Genomic DNA, 12,975 nt, shown 5'->3' with positions numbered 1-12,975 from the left:
CCTTTCCCTGATCTTACCGCCACGCCAAAACGAGCTCGACGACGCCCGATCCACGCGTTGTTCAAAAGAGATGCAACTCGGGTCCGTCCCGGCGGGTTTAGATCTGATGCGGCACGGTGCTGAAGTCGCACGGGATCCTGAATGAACGCCATCGAGACGTACCGCGCCAATGCAGCCGCCCAGCGCGCGGCCGCAGCGCAGACGAAGCTGCAAAACCGTCGTGAAATGCATGAGCGTGCCGCGGCCGTTTGGGAAACCATGGCGGACGGTGCGGAAGAGACGTTAAGCAAGACCGCGATTAATTTGGCCGCGAAGGAACGCGCATCCCGCTAGACATCAAGCGACTTGCTCGTCGTGACAAAGCCGCTGGTTCACAAAGAACTGATCTGCCTCGCAGCAGGCGATTTTCGCGGCGCGGGCCCAATGGGTGAGGTGGTGCGTCTTGGCGCTTGATCCGCCGCATGTGTTTGAAGTCGCTACATCGAAGCGGTTCGTGCTCGACGGGTGGGTACCCGCGATCTGGTCGCGGCTCGCATGCACAGCCGGTACATATGAAGGAGCGCGCCAAGCCATCTTGAGTGGCGCTCCTTTATTTGATGACGGAACGGGCGAAAGGGTCTTTCGGGTCTATGGCTCGTTCAGCAACGATGGCGGACGACACTCCCAAAAAGCATGTCGACGAGACGATCGAGGCGCTCGCTGCAATCTACGAGGCCCATAACGCGGAAGCAGGGCTGCTGCAGAGGCTCGCGGACCGGTTCACCGGCGTTTTGGGACAGCCCGTTGCGACTGGTATCATCCTGGCCATGATACTGGCTTGGATGGCCGGCAACGTCGTGCTTGCGCACATCGGCGTGCCTGCGCCCGATGCCTTCCCATTTCCGAGCCTGGAAATCTCTACCACGATTGCTGCGCTGCTTGTCGCGCTGCTCATTCTCACGACACAGCGGCACGAAGATGTGCTTGCTGAAAAGCGTGCGCGCCTCACGCTCCAGATTGCCGTGCTGAGCGAAAAAAAGATCGCGAAGGTTATCGAGCTTCTAGAAGACCAGCGTCGCGATAACCCGCTGTTATCGTCTCGGCTCGATGCTGAAGCGAACTCGATGGCGAACGCTACCGACCCGCAAGCAAACCTCGCAAAGCTCGACGAGACCGAGGATCGCAAGGGCACCTGACGGGCGCGTGAGTCGCGCCGCGGCGCGCCGACACAGGTTGATACGTTCGTTGTTTGTTCTATTCTCTTGTTGTGACTCGATTCGCGCTCCTGACGCCTGACACAGCCATTGCGGAGTCGATCCTTGCTGCTCCCGGCTGGGCGCGTGTCGGCATCACTATGCCTGATCCGTGCCTACGCGAGCGCGCGGCGCAAGAGTTGGCGCGTGCGATTGCCGCTGGAGTCGCGAGCCCTTGCACGACCGATCCCGATCAATTCATCGCGACCTTCATTTTCGAAGCGGCAGCGTGGCACCATGCGGTGCGGCCAATATGAAGCTGCTGCCCGCACAGCGCGGCGTTCAACCCGCATGGTTTGTGGTGGCATTTTCACAAGCGTGGCTGGGACGACAATCTGCGCGCGGCATGCGTTCGCTTCTGGTGTCGTAAGTGTGGCGCGCAGCTTCGCAGGCGCATCCGCCCCGCGAGGTTGGCACTCGTCGCGGAAACCGAGGCTGATATTCGGCTCCGCATGCCAGACATGGGAGAATGGAAACGAGCGATCAATCGCTTCAGGTCATGAGGAGTAAGACATGGACACGTTCAAGGTCGACGACGCCGCAAAGTTCCAGCTTGTGCAGCAGGTCATGCCCCAGCTGTTCGACGCGCTCGCGTCCGTCAGCTCCGATGGGGACGTTTGCGCGGACGACGTGATCGATTTCCTGTCGCTATGCACGGCGACTCTGCTCGACAATGATACGCATCTGACGACCCCGCGCCACCTGCGGCTCGGCGCGCAGACCGTGGCCAAGCATGTCGAGCGCCGGACCAAGGAACTGCGCGCAGCGCAGGAAGGAACGGGCCAGAGCCTGCTGTCGCTCGTGCTGGCGTTGCGCGGAAATGTACCTGGCGGCACCTCGATGGCCCATTAATGGGGCGAGATCAGGCGTCGACCGCGAGCAATTGGCTCGGGAAGGCCCAGCCGAGCGACAGCGCATCCTCTATCGGGGCGCCAAGCCAGCGCGCGTGATCTTCGTCGTGTAGAATGACTTTCGGCGACCGAGACGCAGCCTGCGCCGAACATCTCGACCGAGCACCAGCAGGAAGGCGATGCCCGCAGCCCCAGCGACACGCTCGATCGCGGGCAGACCGACACGCCGGGTGGCCAGCCGACGGAGACGGTCGAAGACCGCCTTAATGTCGGTAACGTGACGCCCGAGGAGTATCCGGCGGACCGGCCGAAGTGACCGCTGCGCGGCGCTTGCGACTTCAGGCGGCCCGTAGCCTTGCATAGCTGGTAAACTGAGCCCGCACGTTCGGCGAGGCCTTGGTCGTCAACGCATCGACCCGGGCGATGGCGGCTGCGCCATCACGATCGCGCAAGCCGAACGAGGCCATCGCCCATTCGCCAAACTCTCTCGCGTCGATCGCGCGGCGTGAGAGCGTGACAAGCGCGCGGTGTCTCGGGTCGGTCGCGATCCGCGCGATGGTGCTCTCAACGTGTGCGTCAGGCCCCTCGAGCGCCTGAAGAAACCGCTGGCCATTGAAGAGAAGAAACCCCGTCAGTTCATCGTGCCGATTGTTGGTGCGCGAGCGAGCGAGGATTTTGGAGAGGTCATTCTCGCCCACCGACGGAACTGCAGTACTGATATACACGAGTTGCAGCATGCGCCTTCCTCCAGGGGAGGGTGTATCGGCACTGTGGGTTAAGATATTGATTATTCACAGCTCGCGCCTGCCGAATAGCGAGAGCCAGATCCGAAATCTCGGGCGCGAGGTAGCGAACGGGCAGGGGCCTTTGCGGTGACCGCGCGCTGAGCTTGGCAATGCGGCTTTCCGTTCTTCAATCCGGCGGTCAATCTCCGGGTGGCAAAACCTAATCGATCTCAACAACCCTTCAGCGTCGAACTCGGCATAGGCAGCACGCACTTTCTGGGCCGCGTCCTCATCAGGAAGCTCGGCAGCCACGATCGGATCCGACAAGGGCGCGTCTTCACAGCCGGTCTCGCCCGACTGGCGTTGGACGTTACAGGCCAGCCAGGGAGGCGTCTGGTTGCCGAACAACTGCCATCTGAAATCCGCCCGTCCGTCCTAGAAAACCAGGAAGGGGCCGAAAGCGCTCGCATCTTTCAAGCCGACCGGATCGTTGGAGGAGCATGAGGAGATGATGACCATGACAAGTGCTGCCCCTGAAGAAGACGAGCCCGGTTTCGAGACCGACGTCAACGAACTGGACCACGCGAAGGATAGCGGGTCGGAGCACACGCTCGAAGAGGAGCCGGGGAAGACGGAGGCTGAAGATATGGAGCACGCACAGGAAGATGCGGCTGAAGACCGGAAAGAGGGAGGGTATCAGTAACCCGCCCTCCTGGGTCGAGCGCAGAGTGCGGCTTTCGGCTGCGACAGCGGTCTCCGAACGCAGGACGTATTTCGGCCCCTCAAGTCGCGGCGATGAACGTTCCGTGGATCTCGCGGGAGCGGCGGTGAGTGTGAGCGCATCTCTCGATCCGTGCGAGGCTTGTTGCGACGTCACGAACTCCTACCTCGGGGTCAGCACATTGACTTCGGGCTGAGGACGATCCGGCCCCTGAGGAAAGCAGGCATGAGCGCGGCAATCGAATTTTTCGGACTGATGGACGACGACGCCTTTCCGGTCGAGGCCGCAGCGCTGGAGTTGTCGGCCCTGGATCACCACCAGGCGAGCGTGACGGACTATCTCGGGGTCGTCGCGGACATGGCGGCGCGGGTTTCGGCCATAGGATCGGATGCCCGAACGGGAGCTCGGCAGGCTGAGATCCTCGCCGACGTCATATACGGCGAGCACGGCTTCACGGGTGACCGCGACACCTACGATGCGGCGGTCAACGCCGACATGATCCGGGTCTTCGACCGGCGGCGCGGGCTGCCGATCAGCATAGCGATCATCTATGTCGCGGTTGCGCGGCAGGTCGGCTGGACCGCGACCGTCCTCAACCTCCCCGGCCACGTCCTCGTGCAGGTCGGACCCGACGATCCTGCGATCATCGACGTCTTCGATGGCGGGGCGAGCGTCGACCCTGCGCAACTGGACGTCGCTCTCGGCATCGAGAAGGGCGTTGCGCGCGGCGTGGCTCAGAAAACTTTCGGGATGAGTGCGCGCGATGTGATCGTCCGTCTGCTCAACAATCAGGCCGGCCGGGCGGAGCAGGAAGGCGACCATGAGCGCGCCCGGACGGTGTACGAGCGCATGACGAAGATCGCGCCCTCGGCAGTCCATGGATGGTGGGCCCTCGCACAATATCAACTCATGTCGGGCGCCGCCGATGATGCGCGCGCCACGTTGACGTCGTTGCTGGACGTCACCCGCGATCGGGATCTGCGCGCGCAGATCACGGCCGCGATCGAGAACGTTGCGACGGCGCAGGACTGACGGCGGCGGTGCGGTGTGGCGGCGACGCCGTTCACCGCCGATCTATCGCTGGCGCAGGCTTTCATCGTTCGGCGCCTTCCGCCTTGCCTTGCCGGTGTAACCGCATGCGCCTAGCTGCGCTCACAAGCGACGAGGGCAAGATGATCGATTTCTCCGGACTCCAGACGACCAGCGCGATCACCAATGAATGGAAATATCCCGCCGCCATGCCGAACAAGAGCGGCATGCTGCAGGTCGACACGGCGCCCGATCACACGCTCTACTGGGAGGATTACGGAAACCCGGCGGGCGAACCCGTTATGTTCCTGCACGGCGGCCCCGGTGGAGCCTGCGCGCCGGTCATGGCCCGCTTCTTCGATCCCGCGCGCTACCGCGTCATCCTGTTCGACCAACGCGGGTGCGGGAAAAGCACGCCGACCGTAGCCCAGGCGGGACCGGAGGTCGCGCTCGTTCGCAATACGACCGACGATCTGGTCGAGGACATCAACGCCCTGCGCGATGCGCTCGGCATTACCGGCAGGATGCACGTCTTTGGAGGAAGCTGGGGCAGCACACTCGCGCTCGTCTATGCGATCCGGCATCCGGAGAATGTCGCCACGCTGATCCTGCGGGGCATCTTCATCGGATCGCGCGACGATCTGCGTTACATGTACCAGGGCAATGCCGCGACCTTCGCGGAGTCGCCCTTCGCGCTCACCGAACCTGGTAGCTACGTCGCCTATCCCGACGAGTGGAAGGCGTTCGTAGAGGTCATCTCAACCGCTGGGCGCGGCGACATGATGGCGGCTTACAAAGCGATCTTCGACCTGGTGCCGGCAAGCGATGCCGACCGCGACCGGCAACTGCGCGCCGCGCTCGCCTGGTCGGTGTGGGAGGGCACGATCTCCAACCTCATTCCTAAGGACGACGATCCCGGCAAGTTCGGCGACGCCGAGTTCGCCTTGTCCTTCGCGCAGATCGAGGCGCATTTCTTCGCCCAGCATCTGTTCCTCGCGCCCGATTACATCCTCGGCAATGTCGACCGGATCGCGAACATCCCGATCCACATCGTCCACGGGCGCTTCGATCAGGTATGCCCGCTCACCCAGGCATCGCGCCTGATCGACGCGCTGGCGGCCGTCGGCGCGGCGCCGGTCAGCTACGTGCGCACCAATGCCGGGCATAGCGCGATGGAGCTTCAGACCGCGCTTGCCCTGACGGCGATCATGGATGGGTTGATGCCAGCGGGCGATCTGCCTGCGTCAAAAGCAGAGCAATGACCTGCAAGAAGGATTGTCCTACGTCTTCGTCGAACATGCAGCCTGCGTCAGCCGAGGTCATTGCCCCGGATTGGCAAGTCCACGATCCTGCAGCATCGGCGCGATATCCGGATCCTTGCCGTAAAATGCGCGGAACGTCGTATCGTACTCCTGACTATGTCCGCGCGAGAGAACAAGATCGCGGAAGCGGTCGCCGTTGGCGCGCGTAAGGCCACCATGCGCGGTGAACCAGGCGAAGGCGTCGTTCTCGAGCATCTGGGTCCAGAGATAGCCGTAATATCCGGCCGCATAGCCGCCGGACCAGATATGCTGAAAATAGCTGGTCCGGTAGCGCGGCGGCACGTGCGCGACGTCCAGCCCGATCTTTGCGAGCGCGGCGCTTTCGAACGCGTCGACATCCTGCTTGGGCGCGCTGGCGGGGAGCGCGTGCCACTGCATGTCGAGTTCGGCCGCCGCGATCAGTTCGCCGAGCGCATAGCCCTGGTTGAACTTCGCGGCCTGGCGGATTTTGGCGACCAGCGGCGCGGGCATCGGCGCGCCGGTCTTGTAGTGCACCGCATAATTGGCGAACACCTTTGGATCGAGCGCCCAGTGTTCGTTAGACTGCGAGGGAAACTCGACGAAGTCGCGCGCCGAGGCCCCCTCGGAAGGATAGGCGATCGTTGAGAAGAAGCCGTGCAGCGCATGGCCGAACTCGTGGAACATCGTCGTCACGTCGTCGAACTGATGAGCGCGGCTGGCCGGGCGCAGGCTTGGGCAGGTTGGCGACGTTGTAGATCACAGGCTCTTGCCGAGCAGCTTCGACTGGCCGACGAGGCTGCTGTTCCATGCGCCGCCCTGCTTATTGTCGCGCTTGAAATAGTCGCAGTATCAGAGCGCGAGGTGCTTGCCGTCATGGTCGAACACCTCGAACACGCGCATGTCCGGATTGTAGACCGGAATGTCGTGGCGTTCCTTGAAGGTGATGCCGTATAGTTGCCGGGCGGCGCAGAAAACGCCCTTCTCAAGCACGGTATTGATTTCGACATAGGGCTTTACCGCACCCTCGTCGAGGTCGGACCGGGCCTTGCGGACCTGTTCGGCATAGCGATCCCAGTCCCACGATAGTATTCTCGAAGGTCGGCGGGGCAGGGCTCAGGTACTCGCCGATCAGCTGGACGGTATACATCGCGCGCTCGATGGGTGAGTATTTATCGTTTCCGTACCGATTGTGCTCCGGGCCCCAAATAACCGACGAGCGGCGAACGGCTCTTCTAGCGCCCGTTGTCTTCGATGCGCAGTCCGCCCTGGCGCCAGAACTGCGGGAGAATGTCGCTCAGGAGATTGAGAATTAGGACGGCATAACGCTGACGTGCCGACCGCGCCGATGCAGATTCTCACCGACGCTGGCAGGCAAAGCTGCTTTAGTTTGTATTGCGGGATCGCATGCAGCACCTGCCCGTCACTCTCGCGGAGCGCCCATCATCTCACCCTCGGCGTTCGAATCGGGCAGGTCAACTCAGAAATCTGTATCCGTCGCCTTCACGGACGATCGTCCCGCAAATCGGAGCAGGAAAGTGCGTGCCGAATACGCGCACGCCGCTATCGCCCAGCTCGTCGAGCAGCCGGACGCGCGTCGCGCCGCTTAGCTGAGAGTCATGGTCGACAAACGCACCCCAACCGGGCCGCGCTACCTGGGCAGGGCTATGGAAGGCATCGCCGGTAATAAAGGCCTGCGTGCTTGCTTCTAGGCCTTCGATAACGACGCTAACATGGCCCGGCGTATGCCCGTGCGTCGGAGTCAGACGGATGCCGGTGTCGATCCGATGGTCGACCTCGACCAGATCGACCAGCCCGGCATCGACGATCGGCTGTATCGAATCCTGAAACATCGCGGCATCGTCGCCGTTCTGTGCCTGCTGCCAATATTCGAATTCCGCGCGTCCGAACAGATAGCGCGCATGGGGAAAGGTCGGCACCCAACGACCATCGACCAGCATCGTGTTCCAGCCGGCATGATCGGTGTGCAAGTGCGTGCATAGAACGACGTCGATGCGCTCGCGCGGATAGCCGGCGGCTGCCAGCCGTTCCAGGAAATCAGTCTTGAGCATGTGCCCGAATCCCGACGCGCGGTGTTTGTCGTTGCCCAGACAGGTATCGATCAGGATCCGCAACCGCGGCGTCTCGACGACGAATGCCTGGATCGCCAGACGGATCTCGCCCGCGGCGGTTGCAAACGGTTCGCCAAGCCAATCGATCGCCGCAAGCTCGGTCGCGCTCGCCCCGGGGAACAGCACGCCGACCGGTAACACCGCTTCGATTTCCGACACCGCCGTGATCCGCACGTCCCCGATCGTCGCCAGGAACGCCATCAGGCGACTACCTGCTCGATATAGTCAGCACGGTAAGCGGCGAAATCGTCGCGGATGCGCGCTTCGGAAAGACCGAATTCCTCCAGTGTATAACTATGCGCCGGACGCTCTTCGCGCTTGTTGGCATCACGCCACTTTTGCATCTCGTTCCAACCCGCCTGGGTGAGCGGCTGATCAATGAAATCGAACACGGCCTCGGCGACCTTGCGCGGATCGGCGACAGTGTCGCGGTACCAGATGTCGAGGAACCGTCCCGGACTGGCCGCGCGAATCGCTGGCACCTTGTTCATGCTGTGGGCGAACATCGTGCTCCAGGCATCGCCGATGTCCTTGGCGTCATCGCGTGCGACGGTCGGCGCATGAAGCACACGGATGAACGAACAGATCGACGGGATCGTCTGGATCGGATCGCGATGTGTCTGAATGATATTGGCGCCCGGGAATACGTCGAGCAATTCCTGCAACCCATGAAGGTGGTCGGGCGTCTTGAGCAGCCAGCGATTGCCATCGCGATGCGTGCCGGCCCTGCGGCGCTGCCATTGAAGGAATTGCACCGCGAGCTTGAGATAGCGATAGGCCGGCGTCTTGTCGGCGGTGGCAAACCAATCGTTGTACGACGGCACCAAAGCCGAAGACTGCTCGTGCGTAGAGACGAAGGATCCGTAATAGAGGAAGATGCTCTCCTCCGGCGCCATCGCCTCGAACGGATATATCGACGCCAGTTCGGGCATCGCCGCCATCATTCCCGCGACGCGCACCTCGGCAGCGGGAATGCGCGCGTCGGTGACAGGATCGAAATCCCAATCGAAAGCGGGCGCGAGGTTCGTCACCTCGTAGAATTTGGGGGTACACACCCCCTCCGCCGCCGCCAGCATCCGGTACAGCATCGTCGTTCCGGTGCGCGGCAGACCCGCGATGATCATCGGCGCGCCAATCTCCTCATCGGCAATGTCGGGATGACGCCGCAGCCATTCAAAAAGGTTTAGTCGATTGACCAGCGTGCCGATCAGACGCTCGCGATGCACCGCCCGTCCCGCGGGCGAGAGCGGTGCCTCGCGATCAAGCGAGTCGCACAGGATCCTCATCGGCGAGACGAAATCCATGTCACCGAAATCGCTGAAACCCGTACGCTCCATCGCGGCGTCCATCAGCGCCTGCGGGAAAAACATCGCATCGTCGCTCATGCTTTGGCCTTTCCGTGAATTGCCCGCGCTTCGTCGAACGAAATCAGCCGGGCCACAGGATCGACGTGCTCGGCGGCACGGATCCAGCGCATCGCGAAATGGCCAAGCCTGTGTCCGGCGGTGCTGAGCCAATTGGGATGGCCGGGGTCGCGATGCGCGATCACGATCGTCACGCCGCCATCCGCGTCGAGCCAAGCGGTGTGCTTGTTCACGCTGCTGCGAAAATATCGGTGATCCATCGACTCCTGCCAGTAATTATCGACCTGAAGGTTCCAAGTGTCGCATTGGGGAATATGCGCGATATGGACGGCCAGCGCCTCGTCGGGTGCCAGCGACCAGAAAGACCGGTAGAAATAGATGTTGGGGTCGCCGCCCGCGCGCAGACACGCGTCCTGATCCGCTGGCGGAAGTGTATTGGGATGCGCGAGATAGCTCTCGGTCCAGTCGGTAAACAGCGTCGCGCAATATTGGGTATAGCCACTCGCAGCCGCCAGTTTGGCTTTTACCGCCTCAAGCGTCAGCAACGGCGGCGTGACGGCCTCGCCGAGCCGCTCGATGCGCAGATCGGCAGGTTTTTCGGTCGCGCGGTTGAGATAGGTCTGCCGCACCGACACGGATTTCGTTTCAGGCGTCATCAGCAGCCAGTTTTCGCCGGACCGCTCGGGCGACAAGGTGATTTCGAACGTACCCTCCGATCCTACCTTCAGCGTCTTGGTATCGATCTGCCCGATCTGGTCCTGACGGCCGTTCTCCCCTGGCTTGGCGGTGATGAAGCTCAGATAGTCGATGCTATTACGCGTCCCCACGATACGATACCGATGCGCGCCGTTGATGAGCGCGCGCTGGTAGATGGTGTCGGGGTTGTCACATCCGAACTTGGTGACTTCGTCGACGTAGCGTGCGAGCACCGGAAAATCGGGATCGGCATATTCCATCATCGCGACCAGCCCGAGGCGGGTCAGTCGCGACAAATGCCGCAGCCCTTCCGCTGCGGTCGTCTGGTCAGATGGCGTGGTCGTTCGGAACAGCTGCTCGCCGGCCGATTTCAAGCCGTCGAGATAGTCGTTCCAGACTTTCTTCAGCGCCGCAGTTTCATCATCGGTCATTACGAAACCTCATCGGTTTGCCGGGCAAGGCAAGTCACGAGTCACGCGCAAGCCAGCCCGCGATACTATCGTGCAGATCCTTGTCGATGATCTCGACATACATCCCGCTTGGCGAAAGGAAATAACCGGACGGCGCACTCGGCTTGCCGAGAACACGGCGGTTGCCGGCCGCCTCGAGGCGCGCGCAGATCGCAGCCGAATCCTCCGACCAGTAGCAGAGGTGGTGCACTCCCGTCGCAGGCGGCAGCGCCCACGGACTGTCCGGCACCGCCTGTATCACCTCGACATGCGGGGGCCCCTGCCGGGAATGCGCTATCCGCATCTCCACCTTACGCTCTTGCCCATACAGACAGAGGTCCATGACCTTGGCTTTCCCGCCTTTCCAGGCGAGGCCCAGGCTGGCAGACATTTCGCGCATCGCAACATCAATGTCCGCCGCGACCACGCCGACGTGGAAGAGCTGCGGAGGATGCAAGCCTGCGAGCACCGCATCGATCATACGGGCATATACTCGCCCGCGCTGAGATCGAGGCACGCGCCGGTTACCGCAGAGAAATAGTCCGAGGAAAGTGCGATCACCGCTTTGGCGCACTCGCTGTCGGTCGGAATAGCGCCGAGCGGGATCGCCTTTTCGATCTCGGCGCGCAATGCCGCGACGGTGGTGCCTTGGAGCTTCGCCCGCTCGACCATCCCCTGTTCGACAGTGGTGCCCCACATCCAACCCGGAAAGATCGAATTGAGGCGGATATGATCACCACCGAGCTCCTTCGCGAGCTGGGCGGTCGCCATCCGCAGCGCCGCTTTGGAAACCGCATAGCCGCCCATCGTCTCGAGCGGCATCCGGCTAACCTTGGTATTGATGTTGACGATCGATCCGCCACCGCCGGCCCGCATATGCGGCACCGTCGCCTGTATCATGTTCATCGACCCGAACAGATTGACGTCCAGCGTCCGCCGCCAGTCGTCGAGATCGGCTTCCGCCGCGAGCTGGTAGGCGCCGGTCGTGTAGGCGCTGTTTATCAGCACGTCAATTCTGCCGAACCGGGTCGCCACGGCATCGACGAACGCCCGGGCTTGGTCACGGTCAGAGACATCGGTCGTCTGCCTCAACACCCGCGCGTCGGGGGTCAGCGCGAGGATGTCGTGTTCCAGGGCATTGAGCTTTTCGGCGGTGCGCGCGCAGATAGCGATCGTCGCGCCCTCTTGTACCGCGAGCAGCGCCAGCGCCCGGCCAAGCCCCGGACCGATGCCGGTGATGACGGCAACCTTGTCGCGCAACATCATTCCCGTCACCCTCATCCCCGCGGCGTCGTGCTGCGCCATCTGATCCGATGGCGCCAACGATGTCGTCGGCGTCAAATATTGTCAATCGCCGTTTTATTTTATGGGTTACGCGGTTCGGTGGCGGCCGGGCGGACCTTGGAAACAGCTGCGCAAACGTCAGCTTTCCGGCAAACGATAGCCGCCGCGTGTGAGCATGCGAATGGGATCGGTCCCGTCCCAAGTTTTGCAGATCTCGGCATTGCGGACATGCGCACCGAAAAATTCCGGTGAATATTCAGCGAGTTCCGTGATATGGCCGAAATCTTTAAACGTGTCGAAATATTCGACCTTCATCGGCCCCTTAATCCGCGCGATCGACGGATAGCCGAGCGATTCGTAATGCGCTTTGGTCTCCTCGAAGGCCTTGCTGATCGTGCATACGTGATGAAACCCGCCCGGCCGATCGCCGAAGATCTCGCGGTATACGCTGGGCCGATCCGAAAATTGCTGGATCAGTTCGAGCTGTACCGGCCCGCTTTGCGACACGGCCAGCTGAATTTCCAGTTCGATCTCCTCGCCGCGATAGTCGACGAGTTGGCTGCGTTTCGGCAGCACCAGAAACGGACCGACGCCGTAAACTGTCGTCCATCTGCGCATCGCGGCGAAAAGATCATCTACGATCCAGGCGGTCTGGAAGAACGTATAGTCTCCGCCTGGCCAATCCCCTTGATAAAAATAGTTGGTAGGCCGTGTCGCCGCCTGTTCCGCGGCTTCGACTGCGCTCATCGGCGTGCTCCTTCAATGGTTACTACATCGCTGCGCCCCCGGGCAAAGCCATCGGCCGCCGGGATCGTTCGATCGTCGCATCCTCCGAGCGCGGTCTGATATCTGCCGCGCCTCTCACAGTATTTATTTATCGTTTTATTCTTTGGGTCAATGTTCTTCCGGGCGACGCGCGATCGACCCGTCAGCCGGCGGCGTCCTTGGCCTCTTTGAATCCCGCGCCGCATCGGTGACGACATCGACCAGCGGGGTCATGATTCCGAATTCGAGCGCGTTGAGCCGGTCCGGCCGGTGAGCGTGATGGTCGACCGTGCAGCTCGTGACGATGTGCGGCTCGCCACCAATATCGTCGATTGCGATCCCGAAAGCATGTTCATCGGCATGAAGGTCGCGGTACGTTTCGAACAATCGCAGGATCTTTGGGTACCGCTGTTCGCACCGGAGACGGCGGCGTGAGCAAGGCCTATC

General features: G+C 62.0%; 17 protein-coding genes. 8 read left to right on the top strand and 9 right to left on the bottom strand.

Annotated features, from left to right (window positions below):
• Nucleotides 1-141: 141 nt before the first annotated feature.
• The 4 genes from Q5H94_RS05250 to Q5H94_RS05240 all read left to right on the top strand — a co-directional run bounded on the left by Q5H94_RS05250 (nucleotide 142) and on the right by Q5H94_RS05240 (nucleotide 2,084).
• A complete protein-coding gene (locus Q5H94_RS05250; RefSeq protein ID WP_304560191.1) occupies nucleotides 142-333 on the top strand; it encodes a hypothetical protein in 192 nt (63 codons plus the stop codon).
• Nucleotides 334-578: 245 nt separating this feature from the next.
• Nucleotides 579-1,175: a DUF1003 domain-containing protein gene (locus Q5H94_RS05245; protein ID WP_304560190.1), complete on the top strand. Its 597-nt coding sequence runs from the start codon at nucleotides 579-581 to the stop codon at nucleotides 1,173-1,175.
• 71 nt (nucleotides 1,176-1,246) lie between these two features.
• A complete protein-coding gene (locus Q5H94_RS20460) occupies nucleotides 1,247-1,489 on the top strand; it encodes a DUF6771 family protein (protein WP_341850099.1) in 243 nt (80 codons plus the stop codon).
• A 256-nt stretch (nucleotides 1,490-1,745) separates the two neighbouring features.
• Complete coding sequence (locus Q5H94_RS05240) at nucleotides 1,746-2,084, top strand: hypothetical protein (protein ID WP_304560189.1); 339 nt, start codon at nucleotides 1,746-1,748, stop codon at nucleotides 2,082-2,084.
• A gap of 337 nt (nucleotides 2,085-2,421) precedes the next feature.
• Here the strand turns inward: Q5H94_RS05240 and Q5H94_RS05235 are convergent, their stop codons facing one another.
• Complete coding sequence (locus tag Q5H94_RS05235) at nucleotides 2,422-2,820, bottom strand: BLUF domain-containing protein (protein WP_304560188.1); 399 nt, start codon at nucleotides 2,818-2,820, stop codon at nucleotides 2,422-2,424.
• A 496-nt stretch (nucleotides 2,821-3,316) separates the two neighbouring features.
• Here Q5H94_RS05235 and Q5H94_RS05230 point away from each other — a divergent pair, with 496 nt between their 5' ends.
• The 3 genes from Q5H94_RS05230 (at nucleotide 3,317) to pip (ending at nucleotide 5,820) form a co-directional block, all read left to right on the top strand.
• The gene (locus Q5H94_RS05230) at nucleotides 3,317-3,511 is read left to right on the top strand and encodes a hypothetical protein (protein WP_304560187.1); all 195 of its coding nucleotides are present in this window, start codon (nucleotides 3,317-3,319) and stop codon (nucleotides 3,509-3,511) included.
• 243 nt (nucleotides 3,512-3,754) lie between these two features.
• A complete protein-coding gene (locus Q5H94_RS05225) occupies nucleotides 3,755-4,561 on the top strand; it encodes a SirB1 family protein (protein ID WP_304560186.1) in 807 nt (268 codons plus the stop codon).
• 140 nt (nucleotides 4,562-4,701) lie between these two features.
• Nucleotides 4,702-5,820, top strand: a complete 1,119-nt coding sequence (pip, locus tag Q5H94_RS05220; RefSeq protein WP_304560185.1) for a prolyl aminopeptidase — start codon at nucleotides 4,702-4,704, stop codon at nucleotides 5,818-5,820.
• A gap of 57 nt (nucleotides 5,821-5,877) precedes the next feature.
• Here the strand turns inward: pip and Q5H94_RS05215 are convergent, their stop codons facing one another.
• The 8 genes from Q5H94_RS05215 to Q5H94_RS05180 all read right to left on the bottom strand — a co-directional run bounded on the left by Q5H94_RS05215 (nucleotide 5,878) and on the right by Q5H94_RS05180 (nucleotide 12,510).
• The gene (locus Q5H94_RS05215) at nucleotides 5,878-6,534 is read right to left on the bottom strand and encodes a M3 family metallopeptidase (RefSeq protein WP_304560184.1); all 657 of its coding nucleotides are present in this window, start codon (nucleotides 6,532-6,534) and stop codon (nucleotides 5,878-5,880) included.
• 156 nt (nucleotides 6,535-6,690) lie between these two features.
• Entirely contained in the window at nucleotides 6,691-6,930 is a 240-nt protein-coding gene (locus Q5H94_RS05210) for a M3 family metallopeptidase (protein WP_304560506.1), read from the bottom strand.
• A gap of 383 nt (nucleotides 6,931-7,313) precedes the next feature.
• Nucleotides 7,314-8,171 carry an MBL fold metallo-hydrolase gene (locus Q5H94_RS05205; protein WP_304560183.1) on the bottom strand — a complete coding sequence of 286 codons (858 nt, stop codon included), beginning with the start codon at nucleotides 8,169-8,171 and terminating at the stop codon, nucleotides 7,314-7,316.
• Nucleotides 8,171-9,094 carry a sulfotransferase family protein gene (locus Q5H94_RS05200; protein ID WP_304560505.1) on the bottom strand — a complete coding sequence of 308 codons (924 nt, stop codon included), beginning with the start codon at nucleotides 9,092-9,094 and terminating at the stop codon, nucleotides 8,171-8,173. The genes Q5H94_RS05205 and Q5H94_RS05200 overlap by 1 nt, the downstream gene beginning before the upstream one ends.
• 257 nt (nucleotides 9,095-9,351) lie before the next feature.
• Nucleotides 9,352-10,461: a DUF1214 domain-containing protein gene (locus Q5H94_RS05195; RefSeq protein ID WP_304560182.1), complete on the bottom strand. Its 1,110-nt coding sequence runs from the start codon at nucleotides 10,459-10,461 to the stop codon at nucleotides 9,352-9,354.
• A gap of 34 nt (nucleotides 10,462-10,495) precedes the next feature.
• Nucleotides 10,496-10,960, bottom strand: coding sequence for a VOC family protein (locus Q5H94_RS05190; RefSeq protein ID WP_304560181.1), 465 nt, complete (start codon nucleotides 10,958-10,960; stop codon nucleotides 10,496-10,498).
• Nucleotides 10,957-11,784 (bottom strand): SDR family NAD(P)-dependent oxidoreductase, encoded by an 828-nt coding sequence (locus Q5H94_RS05185; RefSeq protein ID WP_304560180.1) that lies wholly within the window; start codon nucleotides 11,782-11,784, stop codon nucleotides 10,957-10,959. Before Q5H94_RS05185 ends, Q5H94_RS05190 begins: the two co-directional genes overlap by 4 nt.
• Nucleotides 11,785-11,901: 117 nt before the next feature.
• On the bottom strand, nucleotides 11,902-12,510 hold the full coding sequence (locus Q5H94_RS05180) for a VOC family protein (RefSeq protein ID WP_304560179.1): 609 nt from the start codon (nucleotides 12,508-12,510) through the stop codon (nucleotides 11,902-11,904).
• Nucleotides 12,511-12,798: 288 nt separating this feature from the next.
• On the opposite strand from Q5H94_RS05180, the gene Q5H94_RS05175 reads away from it, so the two are divergent.
• Nucleotides 12,799-12,963 carry a PhlB family protein gene (locus Q5H94_RS05175; RefSeq protein WP_304560178.1) on the top strand — a complete coding sequence of 55 codons (165 nt, stop codon included), beginning with the start codon at nucleotides 12,799-12,801 and terminating at the stop codon, nucleotides 12,961-12,963.
• Nucleotides 12,964-12,975 lie beyond the last annotated feature (12 nt).

It is taken from the genome of Sphingomonas immobilis (genome assembly GCF_030580995.1).
Taxonomy (GTDB): domain Bacteria; phylum Pseudomonadota; class Alphaproteobacteria; order Sphingomonadales; family Sphingomonadaceae; genus Sphingomonas; species Sphingomonas immobilis.
The sequence above is the reverse complement of the archived record's forward strand: the minus strand, read 5'-3'. Positions and strand labels throughout refer to the sequence as shown.

Coding starts and splice junctions, on each gene's coding strand:
- Q5H94_RS05250 (WP_304560191.1), top strand. CDS start 142: ATGAACGCCATCGAGACGTACCGCGCCAATGCAGCCGCCCAGCGCGCG.
- Q5H94_RS05240 (WP_304560189.1), top strand. CDS start 1,746: ATGGACACGTTCAAGGTCGACGACGCCGCAAAGTTCCAGCTTGTGCAG.
- Q5H94_RS05235 (WP_304560188.1), bottom strand. CDS start 2,820: ATGCTGCAACTCGTGTATATCAGTACTGCAGTTCCGTCGGTGGGCGAG.
- Q5H94_RS05230 (WP_304560187.1), top strand. CDS start 3,317: ATGATGACCATGACAAGTGCTGCCCCTGAAGAAGACGAGCCCGGTTTC.
- Q5H94_RS05225 (WP_304560186.1), top strand. CDS start 3,755: ATGAGCGCGGCAATCGAATTTTTCGGACTGATGGACGACGACGCCTTT.
- pip (WP_304560185.1), top strand. CDS start 4,702: ATGATCGATTTCTCCGGACTCCAGACGACCAGCGCGATCACCAATGAA.
- Q5H94_RS05205 (WP_304560183.1), bottom strand. CDS start 8,171: ATGGCGTTCCTGGCGACGATCGGGGACGTGCGGATCACGGCGGTGTCG.
- Q5H94_RS05200 (WP_304560505.1), bottom strand. CDS start 9,094: ATGATCATCGCGGGTCTGCCGCGCACCGGAACGACGATGCTGTACCGG.
- Q5H94_RS05195 (WP_304560182.1), bottom strand. CDS start 10,461: ATGACCGATGATGAAACTGCGGCGCTGAAGAAAGTCTGGAACGACTAT.
- Q5H94_RS05190 (WP_304560181.1), bottom strand. CDS start 10,960: ATGATCGATGCGGTGCTCGCAGGCTTGCATCCTCCGCAGCTCTTCCAC.
- Q5H94_RS05185 (WP_304560180.1), bottom strand. CDS start 11,784: ATGGCGCAGCACGACGCCGCGGGGATGAGGGTGACGGGAATGATGTTG.
- Q5H94_RS05180 (WP_304560179.1), bottom strand. CDS start 12,510: ATGAGCGCAGTCGAAGCCGCGGAACAGGCGGCGACACGGCCTACCAAC.